Here is a 17,712-nt window from a genome sequence, read left to right as displayed (position 1 = left end):
TTCCCCCTTATGCCGGGGGTTTATTTTCCGGCTCATCAGCGATATCACCGGTATGCCTCCCCTCTTCCGTTCCTTGCCAGCCATGACGCTGAACCAGCGATAAATGGTTGCGGTCTTCGTTGATTATTCCGGTCAGCATATCGCTGGTGCGCTTGAATACCGCCACCCGCGAGGCCGCATCGTTTTCCGCCATGGCCACCATCTCTTCGACCATTTGCAGGTTGAAACGGCGGAACAGATCGGCGCGCTCGCGGGCCTCGTAGGCTCCCAGGCCCAGCGCCTCAAGCGTCATACGCCCGGACTTCAGCGCCGCTTCAAAGGTTTCACGCTCCGGCGCCTCAACGCCGGCCTGGCGCAGCTTGATGTAATGATCGACATCGCGGGCGCGGGAGATGATCTGCAGATGCGGGAAATGCTCTTTTGCCAGCTCCGCCAGCTGCAGGTTTGTCTGCGGATCGTCGATGGCGTTAATCAGCACTTCCGCTTTTTCCGCCCCCGCCGACTCCAGCAGGTCAACCCGCGTCGCATCGCCGTAGAACACCTTCATATCAAACTTACGCAGGGTATCGACGTGGTCAGGATCGTGATCGAGAATCACCATCTTCACGCCGCTGGAGAGCAGCACGCGGCCGGCAATCTGCCCGTAGCGGCCAAAGCCGGCAATAATTACCCGCGGCTGCTCTTCGTCAATTTCATCCGCCTCGCGCTCCTGACCGCTGGTGGATTTCTCCAGACGGGTCAGCAACACCAGCAGGATTGGCGTGGCAGCCATCGATAGCGCCACCGCCAGGGTCAGCGCCTTCGCCCATTCGCCGTCCAGGACATCGGCCATCTGCGCCGCGCCGAAGACCACAAAGGCAAATTCACTCCCCTGCCCCAGCAGCACCGCAAACCAGCGGCGCTGCGCGCGGGGTACGCCTAATGGCCTGGCGATCAACCACAGCATCAGGGATTTAATCACCAGAAATCCCACCAGCAAAATCAGGATCCGCAGCGGATGAGTCACCAGAGTACCGAAGTCGATAGACATCCCGACGCCGATAAAAAACAGCCCCAGCAGCAGCCCCTTAAACGGTTCAATATCGCTTTCGAGAGCGTGGCGGTACTCCGAGCTCGCCAGCAACACCCCGGCCAGGAATGCCCCCATCGCCATCGACAGCCCAACCTCTTCCAGCAGCAGCCCGAAGCCAAACACCAGGAACAGGGCCACGGCGCTGAAGACTTCACGCAGGCCGGAGCGCGCAACAAAACGCAGCATCGGCCGGGTCAGATAGCGGCCAAGCACCACCACCAGCGCCAGCGCACCCGCCACTTTCAGGGCCGAGAGTGCAAACGCGCCCAGCGTCGTCGAGCCGCCGCTCGCCGCCAGCAGCGGGATCATCGCCACCAGAGGAATAGCCGCAATATCCTGGAACAGCAGCACCGCAAAGGCGCTCCGGCCCAACTGGGTGACCGTCAGGTTACGCTCGTTCATCGCCTGCATAGCGATCGCCGTTGAAGAGAGCGCCAGCGTCATGCCAATCAGCTCGGCAACCTGCCAGCGCAGACCAAGCGACATGCAGAACAGGCCGATCAGCACGCCGCAGACGACCATCTGCAGCGCCCCGCCGCCGAACACCGAAGCGCGAAGTTTCCACAGGCGCTGGGGATCGAGCTCAAGACCGATAACGAAAAGCATCAGCACCACGCCGATTTCCGCGAAGTGCAGAATCGACTCGGCGTCGGTGACCAGCCGCAGCCCCCACGGGCCAATAATACAGCCGGCAATTAAGTAGCCGAGCACCGACCCTAAGCCAAGACGTACGGCAATCGGCACGATCAGCGCGGCGGAGCCTAAATAGATGAGCGCCTGTATCAGCGTATGGCTATCCATGGTTGTGCGCCTCCTGCCATTCGATTAAGCGTTGCCGATAGCGGCGCGCCTGCGCCTGTAGGGTTTCGTCATCACAGATAAAAGTGCAATGCATCGCAAACGGCGGTAGCCATGTCATGCCGCAGTAGAGGGCTGTCGCCTGCAGCGGCTGCGCCAGGACGTCGAAACCGGGAAAGGAACCAATATCAAAGTGGCTTTCGCCGCCGCCGGTAGTAACCGCCCACATCAGCGATTTACCGCGCAGCGCGATACCGTTGTGACCGTATGCCCAGCCGTGCGCCAGCACTTTATCCATCCACAGCTTGAGCAGCGGCGGCACGCTGTACCACTGCATCGGATGCTGCCAGATAACCAGATCGGCACGAGCCAGCGCCGCCTGCTCGGCGGCGATGTCAATATTAAAGTCAGGATAAAGCTGATAGAGGGAGCGTATCTCTACGCCGTCAAGCGTCCCTGCCTGCTCAAGCATCCGCTTATTCGCATGCGAGTGCTGCGGATAAGGGTGCGCATAAATTATGAGGATCATTGATTAGCCTGCGTTAGCTCTTGTTGTAATCAGCAAGAGTGTAGACAGTTAATCGAATCGCTTACAATGATAAGTGTGATTTATCTCTCATTCAGGGCGAGGATCGCTCAGGCAGGGGTGACCCCGCGATACGGGGCCATGAATAACGCTTAGTTATCCAGTTCATCCATCGATTTAACCTGATCGCGATTGATCTGCTCGGTACGACCGGTTTCCGCGTTTTTGTAGGACACCAGACCGGTGTCGTCATCCACCTGGGGTTTGCCATCGGTGACAATAGTTTTGCCATCGGTGGTTTTTAGCGACTGATTAGATGAACAGCCAGCCACGGTGAAAAGCGCTGCAGCGGCAAAAATAGCGGCGGTGAGGGGCTTGTTGTACATGGTGTTTCTCTCCCGTTATTCAGTCATATTCATTATCACCCTAACCACTTTAGGCTAGCTGACTGTCCGGGGAGAGAAAACCAGAACTCTCCGAAGTGGCCTGTTAGCGCCGATCCCTCTGTTTTTGTTCGAAGTTCACCGCCGCGCCGATCAGGTTAGCATCGTTGCGGTATTGGCAGAGCACCACCTGCGGTAAAAATTCTGCTAAATCTTTTTCATTCACCAGCTCGTTCAGGCGCTGCTTGATGCCGTTAAAAATCTTATCGCTGGCGGAGATACCGCCGCCGATAATCAGGCAGTCTGGGTCGTAGCACACCTGCAAATTCAGTAAGCCTATCGCCATCCAGTGGTAAAACTGCGCCACTTCCTGCTGCGCGATATTGTCGCCCTCCTCAGCCAGGCGAAAGACATCCTCTCCGGAGACGGAGTCAGCCGCCAGCGACATGCGCCGGGCATAACGACGCGCCGTAGCGACGGCGGTTGCCAGTTCGCTAAAGGTTTGCCCCTCGTGCAGGGTCATCATGCCAAATTCCCCGGCGTAGCGATGGCTGCCGTGGCGCAGGACTTTATTGTCGACAATGGCGCCACCGATACCTGAACCGGCAATCACAAACAGTACGCTGTCATACTCGCGGCCCGCGCCCAATGCCGCCTCGGCGATACCCGCCGAGTTGGCGTCGTTCTCAATGCATACCGGCAGTGAAAACAGCCCGGAAAGCTCTTCGACGATGGGAAAGTGATGAATATAGGGAATGGCGCTCAGGCCGCTAATGACCCCGCTCTGCGGATCCACGCACCCAGGAGCACTAATTGAGATCCCATTAATGGCGTAGCGCGACTGAAACTGTTGATAAAGTTCCAATAGCCGATTTTTCATCTCTTCCCAGCTATCAGGCGTCTCAACCGATGCGGTGTCCTTCAGCTCCCCCTGCTGCCAGACGCCATATTTAATCGATGTGCCGCCCCAATCAAACAAAAGTATCGCCATGTCGTTATCCTTGCGTGCGTCATGAAATGGTTTTGTTCCATTAAGGATGAACCCTCTCCCCCTATTTCGCTTTATCGCAACGCAAAAAAAAGCGCCTCCGGCGTTGGCCACCGGAGGCGCTTTTACTGGCAGATGAGATTACTTTTTAATCTGCGCGTGCATTTCCTGCACCGAGGTCACTTTCTCTATCGCGTTGGCATTGAGGGCCATTGCGGTAGCGAAACCGCCGTTCAGCGTGGTGTCGTAGTGCACTTTGTACTGCAGGGCGCTGCGGCGAATCAGCTTGGAGTCTTCAATCGCCTGACGGCCTGCGGTGGTGTTGATGATGTAGGTGTATTCGCCATTCTTGATGCGGTCCTGAATGTGCGGGCGGCCTTCATGCACCTTGTTCACCAGACGCGGGTTGATGCCGGCTTCGCCCAGCACAATCGCAGTACCGTGGGTTGCATCCAGCTCGAAACCAAACTTCAGCAGTTTTGCCGCCAGATCCACCACGCGCTCTTTGTCGCCTTCGCGTACGGAGAGCAACGCGCGTCCCTGTTTCTTCATCGTCGAGTTGCTGCCTAACTGCGCCTTGGCGAACGCTTCCGCGAAGGTGCGGCCAACGCCCATGACTTCACCGGTAGAGCGCATTTCTGGCCCTAACAGCGGGTCAACGCCCGGGAATTTGTTAAACGGCAGAACCACCTCTTTCACCGAATAGTACGGCGGGATGATCTCTTTAGTGACGCCCTGCTGAGCCAGCGTTTTGCCCGCCATCACGCGCGCCGCGACTTTCGCCAGCGGTACGCCGGTGGCTTTCGAGACAAACGGGACGGTACGCGCCGCGCGCGGGTTGACTTCAATCAGGTAGACTTCGTTGTTTTTGACCGCAAACTGCACGTTCATCAGACCGCGTACCTGCAGCTCAAAGGCCAGCTTCTGCACCTGCTCGCGCATCACATCCTGAATTTCCTGGCTCAGGGTGTAGGCCGGCAGCGAACACGCGGAGTCGCCGGAGTGTACGCCCGCCTGCTCGATATGCTCCATGATGCCGCCAATCAGCACCATTTCGCCGTCGCAGATGGCATCGACGTCAACTTCAACCGCATCGTCAAGGAAGCGGTCCAGCAGCACCGGCGCATCGTTAGAGACGCTGACGGCGGTCTGGAAGTAGCGACGCAGGTCGATTTCGTCGTAGACGATTTCCATCGCGCGGCCGCCGAGAACGTAGGACGGGCGCACCACCAGCGGGTAGCCAATCTCTTTCGCCTTCTCGACCGCCATTTCGATCGCGGTCACGGTGGCGTTCGCCGGCTGCTTCAGTTTCAGGCGGTCAACCGCGTGCTGGAAGCGCTCACGGTCTTCCGCACGGTCGATTGCATCCGGGCTGGTGCCGATAACCGGCACGCCTGCGGCTTCCAGCGCACGCGCCAGCTTCAGCGGCGTCTGGCCGCCGTACTGCACGATAACGCCTTTCGGCTTCTCAATGCGCACGATTTCCAGCACGTCTTCCAGCGTCACCGGCTCAAAGTAGAGGCGGTCAGAGGTGTCGTAATCGGTAGAGACGGTTTCCGGGTTACAGTTGACCATAATGGTCTCGTAGCCGTCTTCGCGCAGCGCCAGGGAGGCATGGACGCAGCAGTAGTCGAACTCGATGCCCTGGCCGATACGGTTCGGGCCGCCGCCGAGCACCATGATTTTATCGCGGTCAACGGACGGATTGGCTTCGCACTCATCTTCATAGGTGGAGTACATATAGGCGGTGTCGGTAGCGAATTCCGCCGCGCAGGTATCCACGCGCTTGTAGACCGGGTGCAGGTCATACTGGTCGCGCAGCTTGCGGATTTCCGCTTCGCGCACGCCAGCCAGCTTCGCCAGACGCGCATCGGCAAAGCCTTTACGCTTGAGCTGACGCAGGAAGTCGGCGTCGAGGCCGGTAATACCGACTTCAGCCACTTTCTCCTCCAGACGCACCAGCTCTTCAATCTGCACCAGGAACCAGCGGTCGATATTGGTCAGGTTGAACACGCCATCAACGGAGAGGCCCGCGCGGAAAGCGTCAGCGATGTACCAGATACGCTCAGCGCCAGCATCTTTCAGTTCGCGGCGGATTTTGGTCAGCGCTTCCGGATCGTCGAGGCTCACTTTCGGGTCGAAGCCGGTGGCGCCCACTTCCAGACCGCGCAGCGCTTTCTGCAGGGATTCCTGCTGGGTGCGGCCAATCGCCATCACTTCGCCCACCGATTTCATCTGGGTGGTCAGACGGTCGTTGGCGCCGACGAATTTTTCAAAGTTGAAGCGTGGGATTTTGGTCACAACGTAGTCGATGGACGGCTCAAACGACGCCGGGGTGCGGCCGCCGGTGATATCGTTCATCAGCTCATCAAGGGTGTAACCGACCGCCAGCTTCGCCGCCACTTTAGCGATCGGGAAGCCGGTGGCTTTCGAGGCCAGCGCCGAGGAGCGGGAGACGCGCGGGTTCATTTCAATAACGATCAGGCGGCCATCTTTCGGGTTCACCGAGAACTGAACGTTGGAACCGCCGGTCTCTACGCCGATTTCACGCAGTACCGCCATCGAGGCGTTACGCATGATTTGGTACTCTTTATCGGTCAGGGTCTGTGCCGGCGCGACGGTGATGGAGTCGCCGGTGTGGATACCCATTGCGTCGAAGTTTTCAATAGAGCAGACGATGATGCAGTTGTCGTTTTTATCACGCACCACTTCCATCTCGTACTCTTTCCAGCCAATCAGCGACTCATCAATCAGCAGCTCATTCGTCGGCGAGAGATCCAGACCGCGTTCGCAGATTTCTTCGAACTCTTCGCGGTTGTAGGCGATACCGCCGCCGGTGCCGCCCATAGTAAAGGAAGGACGGATGATGCACGGGAAGCCAACTTCAGCGGCAACCGCCAGCGCTTCTTCCATGGTATGTGCGATCCCGGAACGCGCGGTGTCGAGGCCAATTTTCTTCATTGCCACGTCGAAACGGCGACGGTCTTCCGCTTTATCAATCGCGTCGGCGGTCGCGCCAATCATGGTCACGCCGAACTCTGCCAGCACGCCCTGACGCTCCAGCTCCAGCGCGCAGTTCAGCGCCGTCTGGCCGCCCATGGTCGGCAGAACCGCATCCGGACGCTCTTTCTCAATGATCTTGCGCACCACTTCCCAGTGAATCGGCTCGATGTAGGTAGCATCGGCCATTTCCGGGTCGGTCATGATGGTGGCCGGGTTAGAGTTCACCAGAATGACGCGGTAGCCCTCTTCGCGCAGCGCTTTACACGCCTGGGCGCCGGAGTAGTCAAATTCACACGCCTGACCGATAACAATCGGGCCCGCGCCCAGAATCAGGATGCTTTTTATATCTGTACGTTTTGGCATGGCTCTCTTAACTCCTGATTATTTCGCGGACTGACGGTACTGCTTAATTAACTCGATAAAATGGTCGAACAGCGGTGCGGCATCGTGCGGGCCGGGGCTCGCCTCCGGGTGTCCCTGGAAGCTGAACGCCGGTTTGTCAGTACGATGAATCCCCTGCAGGGTGCCGTCGAACAGCGACTTATGGGTGACGCGCAGGTTGGCCGGCATAGACGCTTCATCCACCGCGAAACCGTGGTTCTGCGCGGTGATCATCACCACGTTGTTATCAATATCTTTTACCGGATGGTTGCCGCCGTGGTGGCCGAACTTCATCTTCACGGTCTTCGCGCCGCTCGCCAGCGCCAGCAGCTGGTGGCCGAGGCAAATGCCGAATACAGGAACGCTGGTTTCCAGAAACTTCTCAATCGCGTCGATAGCGTAGTCACAAGGCGCCGGGTCGCCGGGACCGTTGGACAGGAAGATCCCGTCCGGATTCATCTTCAGCACCTCTTCGGCAGGAGTCTTAGCCGGCACCACCGTCAGACGGCAGCCGCGGTCTACCAGCATGCGCAAAATGTTGCGCTTGGCGCCGAAATCGTAGGCCACCACGTGAAACGGCAGCTCGCTTTCCGCTTTGGCTTCCGGCAGGTCACCCGCAAGGGTCCAGCTTCCCTGCGTCCAGCTGTAGGTTTCTGCGGTGGTTACTTCCTTCGCCAGATCCATACCGTTAAGGCCCGGGAACGCTTTTGCCTTTTCCAGCGCCAGCTGCGCATCCGGGCTATCGCCGGCGATGATGCAGCCGTTCTGCGCGCCTTTTTCACGCAGCAGGCGGGTCAGCTTACGGGTGTCGATATCGGCAATCGCTACAATGTTATGGCGCTTCAGATAAGAAGAGAGGTCTTCGGTATTGCGGAAGTTGCTGGCAATCAGCGGCAGATCGCGAATGACCAGACCCTGCGCGTGTACCTGAGAAGATTCTTCATCAGCGGCATTGGTGCCGACATTGCCGATATGGGGATAAGTTAGAGTGACGATTTGGCGGGAATAGGAAGGATCAGTGAGGATTTCTTGATAACCGGTCATTGAAGTATTGAAAACGACTTCCCCAACCGCCGTGCCGGTAGCCCCAATGGCCCGACCGTGAAACTGGGTTCCGTCTTCCAGAACCAATAGCGCTGACTTAATCAAAACACCCTCCAGAGAATATCCACTCACTTTATTTGCATATTAATTCATAATGTAGATCTGAATCAATGCAAATCTGTTGCCCGCAGAATTTTGGCAAACGGCGGCATTCTGGAGAGATGGCGGGTAAAAGTCAACTTAAAGCGGATATTTTTAATCTTGTTTCAGGCGACTACTCTGTAATCTCTGCTTTAAGCGGCAAAAAGATCAACTAACTCGCCTGGGAAAACGCTTGCGGAGGAGGAAGAGTGTAAAAACTGCGCTCAAGGTGTAAAAAAGTGGACCGGATAGTCAAAATTTACAATAAAACAACAAAATCAGGGTGGATAATGTATTTTTTTGGAGGGTTCATCCAATAAAAATCGCAAAAATCAAAAAATAAAAAAGGGCAATAAAGTATTGCCCCTTGCAATCAATTACTTATTGAAAGCAATAACCACATCACGATGGGTAATAATCGTTATAAAGAGTTCAATTCAAGCACATCACGCATATCAAAAAGACCATTTTTCTTGCCTTTTAGCCATAATGCAGAGCGAACGGCACCATTTGCAAAAGTCATCCGGCTGGAAGCCTTATGGCTGATTTCAATACGTTCGCCGATATCCGCAAACATCGCCGTATGTTCGCCGACGATATCCCCGGCGCGCACGGTTGCAAAGCCGATGGTGCCGGGAACGCGCTCACCGGTATAGCCTTCGCGACTGTATACCGCGCACTCCTTCAGATCTTTATCCAGCGCGCCGGCAATCGCCTCGCCCATCGCCAGCGCCGTACCTGATGGCGCGTCGACTTTATGGCGATGATGCGCTTCAATAATCTCAATATCGGTATAGTCGCCCATCACCTTCGCCGCTTTCTCCAGCAGCTTAAGCATAACGTTAACGCCAACGCTAAAGTTTGCGGCAAAGACGATGGCGATCTCCTGCGACGCCTCGCGAATGGCCTGCTTCCCGGCGTCGTCAAAACCGGTGGTGCCGATAACCATGCCTTTACCATGTTGACGGCAAAAAGCGAGATGGTTCAGCGTGCCTTCCGGACGGGTGAAATCGATGAAGACATCGAAATCGTCTTTTACCGCCTCAAGGCTGCTCTGCACCACCACCCCTGACTTGCCCGCGCCCGCCAGTTCGCCCGCATCGCTGCCGAGCAGCGAGGAACCTTCGCGCTCCAGCGCCGCGCCAAGCGCCGCGCCTTCCATCTGCTGTACCGCCTGAATTAACTGGCGTCCCATCCGGCCGCCCGCGCCCGCGATGGCCACGCGGATATGTGCATCATGCATAGCTATTCTCTTTTGTTAACACTACGTAAATTGTTTTCAGAGTAACCAGCCCAACGATGAGCCGCTACTCAAAAACACCGATAATTAGAAATTTATGACAAACTGCCGCCGATATCAGTAAAAACTATACGATTATGCCGGGAATCGGCCATTGGGCAGAGAGAAGGAATGAACAAATGGGGCTGGAACCCCGGTTCAGCCATGTGCAGGTCAATCCGGGGTCAGCTATCGATGAAAAACCGGGCAATTAATGCAGGAACATCTCCCCGGCAGGAAAACCAGACAGGAACCAGGTTACCGCCAGCAGGTCAGCGCTGCCGCCAGGGCTAAGATGGCGAACAATCAGTTCATCATCGAGCTGGCGCAGCGCTTCCAGCCCGACATCGGCCAGCACTCCGCCTTCCCACAGCAGTTTTTGCGCCTGCTGCTGAACAAAATTCAGCCCTTCCAGCCCACCGCGCGATACCAGATTGGTATCGTCATTCCAGGCCATCAGATGCAGCAGGGTCTGCAATAACGCCAGATTGGCGTCGCCGGTATTCGCCATGACGCGATTGAATACCGGCATCGCCTGAGTGCGCACGGTGTGAAAGCCGCTTTCCGCTTCTCCTCTGGCGCCGGAGAGCCCGTAGCGCAGGAAATGCCCTTCGCCTTTGCTCACCTTCTTTCCTTCAGAGGAGGAGAGCTCGCGCGCCACCAGGCCGCGACAGAATCGGGCCACCTGATCGCAAACCCGATGCTGTTCAACCGGCTCCCCTCTGGCAACCAGTCTTCCCGCCGCCGCGCAGAGCAGGCCAAAAGCGAAGATCGCGCCGCGATGGGTGTTCACCCCGCCGGTGGCTTCCAGCATATCCGTCTCGCAGGCCATGCCCACCGGACGCAGCATCGTCAACACCTGTTCCGGCGTGATATTGGCGGTGTCGTGTCCCATAATGAAAAACTTCTCCATCCACGGGGCGACAACCGCCGTACTGGCCTCAAAGGTGGCCAGATCCATATCCCGATGCGCGCCGGCATTACGAATATCCACCAGACCCGGCTTCGGCGTCAGGCGAACTTCAGTCAGTAGCGCCCGTCCCACGCGAGAAACCATCTCCTCAGCCGTCACCGTTTGACGGCTCAATGGCCGATGCTGGCTTATTATCACTTCGCTCATGCCTTTCTCCTCAGCGCGTTTAACCAGCGGTTTTAACCTGACGAATCACGTCGATCACCGAACCATCGCGATAGCGCACCACGGCCACGACCCGATCGGTGAATTCGATCGGATCAGGCTTGCCGGTCAACAGTTCGGCGCGCTGCTGTAGCTCTTCGATGGTCATGAGCTGGATGCCCGCGTTACGCAGGTTATCAATCAGGTCCTGACGCGCCGGGTTAACGGCAATACCGTGGTCGGTCACCAGCACATCCACGCTGGCCCCCGGCGTGACGCGAGTCAGGACTTTCTCCACCACGCACGGAATACGCCCACGCACCAGCGGCGCGGTGATAATGGTTAAATCCGCGCCTGCCGCCGTATCGCTATGGCCGCCGGACGCCCCGCGCAGGACACCGTTGGAGCCGGTCATCACGTTAACGTTAAATCCGGTGTCGATTTCCAGCGCGCTGAGCATCACCACATTCAGGCGTTCGCAGGAGATCCCTTTCGAACCGGGATTGGCGTACTGATTAGCGGAAATTTCGATATGGTTAGGGTTGTTCGCCAGCGAACGGGCGGCATCGCCGTCGAAAGATTGGGTATCCAGCAGCGCTTTGATCAAGCCCTTTTCATGCAGATCGACCATCGTGCCGGTAATCCCGCCCAAACCAAAGCTGGCGGTGATATTGTTACGACGCATCTTATCTTCGAGGAAGCGAGTTACCGCCAGCGATGCGCCGCCGGTACCGGTTTGCAAAGAGAAGCCCTCTTTGAAGTAGCCCGAATGTTCGATGACTTTAGCCGCCTGGCGGGCGATCAGCAGCTCGCGTGGGTTGCTGGTCAGACGGATCGCGCCAGCGGTGATTTTCGCCGGATCGCCGACTTCATCAACCTGCACGATCAGATCCACCTGATCCTGGGCGATGCTGGCCGGATAGTTCGGATAATCCACCCACTCTTCAGTCAGCAGTACCACGCATCTGGCGGCATCGGCATCCACTTTGGCGTAACCCAGCGAGCCGCAGCGGGATTTACCGCTAAAGCCGTTGGCATTGCCATATTCATCGCAGCACGGCACGCCGAGGAACGCCACGTCAATGGTTAGCTCACCGGTTTGCACTAAATACGCCCGGCCGCCGTGGGAATGGATTTGTACCGGATTTTCCATCAGCCCGGCGGAGATCTCTTCCCCCAGCTTCCCGCGCAGACCGGAGGTATAAATCTGCCGGATCACGCCGTTTTTTATGTGCTCGATCAGCGGCCAGTGGGCGTCGATCAGCGAGCTTGAGGCCAGCGTCAGATCGCGAAAGCCCATTTCAGCCAGCTTCGCCACCACCATATTGACCACCTTGTCACCGCCGCGAAACGCGTGATGGAAGGAGATGGTCATACCGTTTTGCAGCCCGGAGCGGCGAATCGCCTCCTCCAGCGAAGCGCAGACTTTACGCTGCCGCTTTTCGCTTTCACTGGCCAGCCACGGACTCTTCGCCGTTACCCCTGCGTAAGGTTCTAATCCTTCCGGCATGACGTACTGTTGATTAAGCATTGCCACGGTCTCTTTCATTATTTCCTCCTTAATCACGAATGCCGGAAGCCGACAGCGCCACGACTTTGCGCGCATGATCGATAATCGGTCCATCTATCATCTTGCCGTTTAGCGAGACCACGCCGAGTCCGCGTTCTTCCGCCTCTTCCGCCGCCGCGATGACGTCCCGCGCATGCTCAACTTCTTTCAGCGTTGGGGCATAAACCTGGTGCAGCAGCTCAATCTGGCGCGGGTTAACCAGCGATTTGCCGTTAAAGCCGAGATTTTTCGCCAGATTCGCTTCCGCGAGGAAACCCTCTTCATTGTTAATGTCCGACCACACGACGTCATAGGCCGCGATTCCGGCGACGCGGGCCGCGTGCAGCACCGCGCAGCGGGCGTAGAACAGCTCCGTGCCGTCGCCGCGGCAGGTCCCCATATCCATGACGTAGTCGAAGGCCGCCAGCGCAATGGCCGACAGACGCGGACTGGCGCGGGCGATTTCTACCGCGTTCACCACGCCCAGCGCCGACTCAATCGCCGCCATTAATTTGGTGCTGCCCACCTCCCGACCGCACTCGCGCTCAATACGTTCGACGTGAGCCTCCAGCTCATGAATATCTTCTTTGCTATCGGTTTTCGGCAGACGCACCATGTCGACACCTGCCCGCACCACCGCCTCAAGGTCGGCAAGGCCGAACGGCGTGCTGAGCGGGTTAATACGCACCACGGTTTCCACATCCCGGTAGAGTGGATGCTGGAGCGCATGATGCACCAGCAGGCGAGCGGTATCTTTTTCTCGTAGCGAGACGGCGTCTTCGAGGTCAAACATCACCGCGTCAGCGCCGTAGACAAAAGAGGTGCTTAACATCGCGGCGTTGGCGCCGGGGATAAACAGCATACTGCGACGAGGTTTCATAGCTGGCTCCATTGCGGTTGAGATTGTTGCGCCGCGCGCAGCGCTGCGGCCTGGACGCGAGCCTTCAGCACGCATTCGAGCGCGCCTTTATCATCGACGACGACGTTCGCCCGGGTAACGCCAAGCTGGGTCAGCGTCTCTCTGACGACGCGTTCAATCGCCGCGCCAAACTGCTGCTTCACAATGCTGTCGATTTCAAGCTGAATACCTGGCTCATTCGCAGGCCCAATCCTGACCATCACATCGCTGGACTCCAGCGTGCCGGCCAGGGCGTCAATCATCATTTCCATAGAGGCTGATCCTTAGTTATGGCGGTAAAATCAGGCGGTCTGGCGTTCGCTTTCCGCCAGATGCATCAGAAAAGCGAGCGTTCCCGGCGGTACCAGCGGCTCGATAGCCGACCACTGGCGCTGCTGATACAGCTTGCGCACCCGGGAAGCGGAAATCGGCGCGCCCTCTTTCTCAACCCGCGCCAGCTCAACCACTTCAATGGTCGGCGCGTCGCCGGGCGCTTCCAGCAGCTGTCGCATACGCAGGTTGTAATTACGGGTTAATTCGCACAGCGGTTCGCTGCCGACAAAGCGGTGGGTGACCCCCAGCGCCGGAGCTAAATGTTCGCGAAACAGCTGCAGATCGATCTGGCAGTGGCAATCGTCAACCACGCCTTTGTCTTTCAGGAAGTAGCCGGGGAAAGTGGCGCGCGAGATCAGATAGGCCGATCCCGGATGCAGGGTCACGTTATCGATCCCGGCGATCCCCTGCTCGATCAGCGCCACGCGATCCTGGTAGCTGAAAAATGAAGCATCTTCCTTCACTACGAAAAGATGCAGCCAGTCGCACTGGCGAGCGGCTTGCTCCACCAGCCAGCGATGCCCCAGCGTAAAGGGATTGGCGTTCATTACGATGGCGCCGATTTTTTCTCCGGGCTGGCGATACATCCTGAGCTGGCGGCAATAGCGGGCCAGGCGTTCGCGGCTGTTCTCCATCAAAACGGCCCTGTCGCCCGCACGGGCGATAGGCCAGAAACCGGCGCAGGAAAAGAGGGCCGCGTTATAAGGTTTAGTGAACAGAAACAGCTCGCTGCGGCCCAGCTCATACGCCAGGGTCATCAGTTCAGTCAGCAGCTTCAGGCTAAGCCCTTCTCCCTGCAGCGACGGGTCGACGGCAATGCACTTCAGCACGCATCCGGCAATCGCGCCGCAGCCAACAATGCGCCGCTGGTACTCGGCGACAATCACTATTTCGCAATCCGCCTCCAGCGAGAGCTGATGCTGATGAAGAAAGAGGTCAACGGCCTCTCGCCGCCGGGGATCTTTCTGTACCACGACGCGTTTTAATATCAGATTCATTTTTTTCGCGCTTCATTGACCAAAACGAGCTGTATTTCGCCACCGTTCCCGTAGCGGTTCTTTTATTTGAATCACACTTTTCCCCGTACCTTAATTTGCTTTATGGTTTTTATGTTGTTAATTAATTCAGAAGAATAAAAACAATTAAATTAATTAAAAACACGACTAATCAGTGAACGTAATCACATATCGCCGTAGCGCATCTTTATTATTATGCCGCCGTCCTATTATTGCTTTTTCTAACGGCATTATTCCTTTTTTTAACAGGGTGACGTCATATGACTAATATGAGCCAGGCTCCTTCGACGGAGAAAAATGGTGTAAGTGAACTGCTGAAGTTTAAAATCTTCGGCATGCCGCTTCCGCTATACGCGTTTGCGTTAATCACTTTACTACTTTCACATTTTTATAACGCGCTGCCGACCGACATTGTTGGCGGCTTCGCCATCATGTTTATTATCGGCGCCATCTTTGGCGAAATTGGCAAACGGCTGCCGATATTTAATAAATATATTGGCGGCGCGCCGGTGATGATCTTCCTCGTAGCTGCTTATTTCGTTTACGCAGGCATTTTTACCCAAAAAGAAATTGATGCAATCACTAATGTGATGGATAAAAGCAATTTCCTGAACTTATTCATCGCAGTTTTGATAACTGGCGCAATTCTCTCGGTTAACCGTAAACTGCTGTTGAAATCGCTGCTGGGTTATATTCCGACGATCCTTATGGGGATCCTCGGCGCATCTATCTTCGGGATTATCATCGGCCTGTGCTTCGGTATTTCCGTAGACCGCATCATGATGCTGTACGTTCTGCCGATTATGGGCGGCGGCAACGGCGCAGGCGCGGTTCCGCTGTCCGAAATTTATCACTCCGTCACCGGCCGCTCCCGTGAAGAGTACTACTCCACCGCGATTGCCATTCTGACCATCGCCAATATCTTCGCCATCGTTTTTGCCGCACTGCTCGATATTATCGGTAAAAAACACACCTGGCTGAGCGGGGAAGGCGAACTGGTACGTAAAGCCTCCTTTAAAGTCGATGATGATGAAAAAGCAGGCCAGATTACCCATCGCGAAACGGCGGTCGGCCTGGTGCTCGCCACCACCTGTTTCCTGCTGGCCTACGTCATTGCCAAGAAAATTCTGCCAAGCATTGGCGGTGTGTCAATCCACTATTTTGCCTGGATGGTGCTGATCGTCGCGGCGCTGAATGCTTCCGGCCTCTGCTCGCCGGAGATCAAAGCCGGGGCCAAACGCCTGTCTGACTTCTTCTCTAAGCAGCTGCTGTGGGTACTGATGGTCGGAGTCGGCGTGTGCTACACCGACCTGCAGGAAATTATCGACGCGATTACCTTCGCGAACGTCATCATCGCTGCGGTAATCGTCGTAGGTGCTGTCGTCGGGGCGGCCGTCGGCGGCTGGATGATTGGCTTCTTCCCGATCGAATCCGCCATCACCGCAGGCCTGTGCATGGCTAACCGCGGCGGCTCAGGCGACCTGGAAGTGCTCTCTGCCTGTAACCGTATGAATCTTATCTCTTATGCGCAAATCTCCTCCCGTCTGGGCGGCGGTATTGTGCTGGTCATCGCCAGCATTGTGTTCGGCATGATGATGTAACCAACACGCACGATGGCGATGTTTGAGCGTCAACCACAGCGATGCCAATTAGGGGCCAGAGCCGGGGGCGGCTTCGGGAAATCCACCCTACTCCTTAGCCGGAAGTATCGTTTGGTTAGCCTTCAAACACGCCGTCGTGCCCTTACTTTAGGGTTTTTCAATGACTGAAGCTGTACTGCTGGGTGAAGGCTTCACCCTGATGTTCCTCGGCATGGGATTCGTGCTGGCGTTTCTGTTTCTGCTGATTTTCGCCATTCAGGGCATGTCCGCCGCCGTTAACCGCTTCTTCCCTGAACCGGCTCCGGCCCCGAAGGCGGCACCTGCGCCCGCTGACGATTTCGCCCGCTTAAAGCCGGTGATTGCCGCCGCTCTCCACCACCATCGCCGACTTAACCCTTAATTCACGGAGGAATCCATGACCGTTGCCATTACCGATGTCGTCCTGCGCGACGCCCACCAGTCCCTTTTCGCCACCCGCCTGCGCCTCGACGATATGCTCCCCGTCGCCGCTCAGCTCGACGACGCGGGCTACTGGTCCCTTGAATGCTGGGGCGGTGCCACCTTTGACGCCTGCATCCGCTTCCTCGGCGAGGACCCCTGGGTCCGCCTGCGCGAGCTCAAAAAGGCCATGCCGAAGACCCCCCTGCAGATGCTGCTCCGCGGCCAGAACCTCCTCGGCTACCGCCACTACGCCGATGACGTGGTGGAGCGCTTCACTGAGCGCGCCGTCAAAAACGGCATGGACGTGTTCCGCGTCTTCGACGCCATGAACGACCCGCGCAATATGAAAGCCGCCCTGCAGGCGGTGCGCAGCCACGGCGCCCACGCCCAGGGCACGCTCTCGTACACCACCAGCCCGGCGCACACGCTACAGACCTGGCTGGACCTGACCGAACAGCTGCTGGAAACCGGCGTCGATTCCATTGCGATTAAAGACATGTCCGGCATTCTCACCCCGATGGCCGCCTTTGAGCTGGTGAGTGAAATCAAAAAACGCTATGACGTCAGGCTGCACCTGCATGCTCATGCCACCACCGGGATGGCGGAGATGGCCCTGCTGAAGGCCATCGAGGCGGGCGTCGACGGCGTCGATACCGCCATCTCTTCCATGAGCGCCACCTACGGCCACCCGGCCACCGAGGCGCTGGCGGCGACGCTGGCGGGCACAAAATATGACACCGGGCTGGATATCCTCAGGCTGGAGAGCATCGCGGCGTACTTCCGCGAGGTGCGCAGGAAATACCACGCCTTCGAAGGCCAGCTGAAGGGCACCGACAGCCGTATCCTCGTGGCCCAGGTGCCGGGCGGGATGCTCACCAACCTCGAGGGCCAGCTGAAGCAGCAGAACGCCGCCCACCGTCTGGATGAGGTGCTGGCGGAAATCCCCCGCGTGCGCGAGGACCTCGGCTTCATCCCGCTGGTCACCCCGACCTCGCAGATTGTCGGCACCCAGGCGGTGCTGAACGTGCTGACCGGCGAGCGCTACAAAACCATCGCGAAGGAGACTGCCGGCATTCTGAAGGGCGAATACGGCCACACCCCGGTGCCGGTGAATGCGGCATTGCAGGCCCGCGTGCTGGAAG

Annotated in this window: 15 protein-coding genes; 3 read left to right on the top strand and 12 right to left on the bottom strand. The window is 57.3% G+C overall.

Going from position 1 to position 17,712, the window contains the following annotated elements:
* Positions 1–7: 7 nt before the first annotated feature.
* The 12 genes from kefC to citC form a co-directional block, all read right to left on the bottom strand.
* Positions 8–1,873 carry a glutathione-regulated potassium-efflux system protein KefC gene (gene kefC, locus ABLV12_RS05135; RefSeq protein WP_004108233.1) on the bottom strand — a complete coding sequence of 622 codons (1,866 nt, stop codon included), beginning with the start codon at positions 1,871–1,873 and terminating at the stop codon, positions 8–10.
* Positions 1,866–2,399: a glutathione-regulated potassium-efflux system oxidoreductase KefF gene (gene kefF, locus ABLV12_RS05130; RefSeq protein ID WP_004108234.1), complete on the bottom strand. Its 534-nt coding sequence runs from the start codon at positions 2,397–2,399 to the stop codon at positions 1,866–1,868. The genes kefC and kefF overlap by 8 nt, the downstream gene beginning before the upstream one ends.
* Before the next feature lie 149 nt (positions 2,400–2,548).
* Positions 2,549–2,782, bottom strand: a complete 234-nt coding sequence (locus ABLV12_RS05125; RefSeq protein ID WP_004108236.1) for a YgdI/YgdR family lipoprotein — start codon at positions 2,780–2,782, stop codon at positions 2,549–2,551.
* 103 nt (positions 2,783–2,885) lie between these two features.
* The gene (locus ABLV12_RS05120; protein ID WP_049101540.1) at positions 2,886–3,770 is read right to left on the bottom strand and encodes an ROK family protein; all 885 of its coding nucleotides are present in this window, start codon (positions 3,768–3,770) and stop codon (positions 2,886–2,888) included.
* Positions 3,771–3,908: 138 nt separating this feature from the next.
* Positions 3,909–7,133, bottom strand: a complete 3,225-nt coding sequence (gene carB, locus ABLV12_RS05115; RefSeq protein ID WP_004108241.1) for a carbamoyl-phosphate synthase large subunit — start codon at positions 7,131–7,133, stop codon at positions 3,909–3,911.
* An 18-nt stretch (positions 7,134–7,151) separates the two neighbouring features.
* Positions 7,152–8,300 (bottom strand): glutamine-hydrolyzing carbamoyl-phosphate synthase small subunit, encoded by a 1,149-nt coding sequence (gene carA, locus ABLV12_RS05110; RefSeq protein ID WP_017145012.1) that lies wholly within the window; start codon positions 8,298–8,300, stop codon positions 7,152–7,154.
* Positions 8,301–8,757: 457 nt separating this feature from the next.
* Positions 8,758–9,579 (bottom strand): 4-hydroxy-tetrahydrodipicolinate reductase, encoded by an 822-nt coding sequence (gene dapB / locus ABLV12_RS05105; RefSeq protein ID WP_004108255.1) that lies wholly within the window; start codon positions 9,577–9,579, stop codon positions 8,758–8,760.
* A gap of 247 nt (positions 9,580–9,826) precedes the next feature.
* Positions 9,827–10,735 (bottom strand): triphosphoribosyl-dephospho-CoA synthase CitG, encoded by a 909-nt coding sequence (gene citG, locus ABLV12_RS05100; protein WP_348866876.1) that lies wholly within the window; start codon positions 10,733–10,735, stop codon positions 9,827–9,829.
* A 19-nt stretch (positions 10,736–10,754) separates the two neighbouring features.
* Complete coding sequence (gene citF, locus ABLV12_RS05095; protein WP_004108265.1) at positions 10,755–12,281, bottom strand: citrate lyase subunit alpha; 1,527 nt, start codon at positions 12,279–12,281, stop codon at positions 10,755–10,757.
* 10 nt (positions 12,282–12,291) lie between these two features.
* Positions 12,292–13,161: a citrate (pro-3S)-lyase subunit beta gene (citE, locus tag ABLV12_RS05090; protein WP_004108268.1), complete on the bottom strand. Its 870-nt coding sequence runs from the start codon at positions 13,159–13,161 to the stop codon at positions 12,292–12,294.
* Positions 13,158–13,451: a citrate lyase acyl carrier protein gene (gene citD, locus ABLV12_RS05085; RefSeq protein ID WP_004108271.1), complete on the bottom strand. Its 294-nt coding sequence runs from the start codon at positions 13,449–13,451 to the stop codon at positions 13,158–13,160. Before citD ends, citE begins: the two co-directional genes overlap by 4 nt.
* Before the next feature lie 30 nt (positions 13,452–13,481).
* Entirely contained in the window at positions 13,482–14,510 is a 1,029-nt protein-coding gene (gene citC, locus ABLV12_RS05080; protein WP_049593847.1) for a [citrate (pro-3S)-lyase] ligase, read from the bottom strand.
* A 278-nt stretch (positions 14,511–14,788) separates the two neighbouring features.
* Between citC and citS the strand changes: the two genes are divergently transcribed.
* The 3 genes from citS to oadA form a co-directional block, all read left to right on the top strand.
* Entirely contained in the window at positions 14,789–16,129 is a 1,341-nt protein-coding gene (gene citS, locus ABLV12_RS05075; protein ID WP_004108277.1) for a citrate/sodium symporter CitS, read from the top strand.
* A 160-nt stretch (positions 16,130–16,289) separates the two neighbouring features.
* Positions 16,290–16,529 carry an oxaloacetate decarboxylase subunit gamma gene (locus ABLV12_RS05070; protein ID WP_201505887.1) on the top strand — a complete coding sequence of 80 codons (240 nt, stop codon included), beginning with the start codon at positions 16,290–16,292 and terminating at the stop codon, positions 16,527–16,529.
* A gap of 15 nt (positions 16,530–16,544) precedes the next feature.
* A partial coding sequence (gene oadA, locus ABLV12_RS05065; protein WP_348866875.1) for a sodium-extruding oxaloacetate decarboxylase subunit alpha occupies positions 16,545–17,712 on the top strand: 1,168 nt, incomplete at its 3' end.

The sequence above is a fragment of the Klebsiella sp. CN_Kp100 genome, assembly GCF_040065315.1.
GTDB classification, from domain to species: domain Bacteria; phylum Pseudomonadota; class Gammaproteobacteria; order Enterobacterales; family Enterobacteriaceae; genus Klebsiella; species Klebsiella oxytoca.
This window is presented reverse-complemented; position numbering and strand designations above follow the sequence as displayed.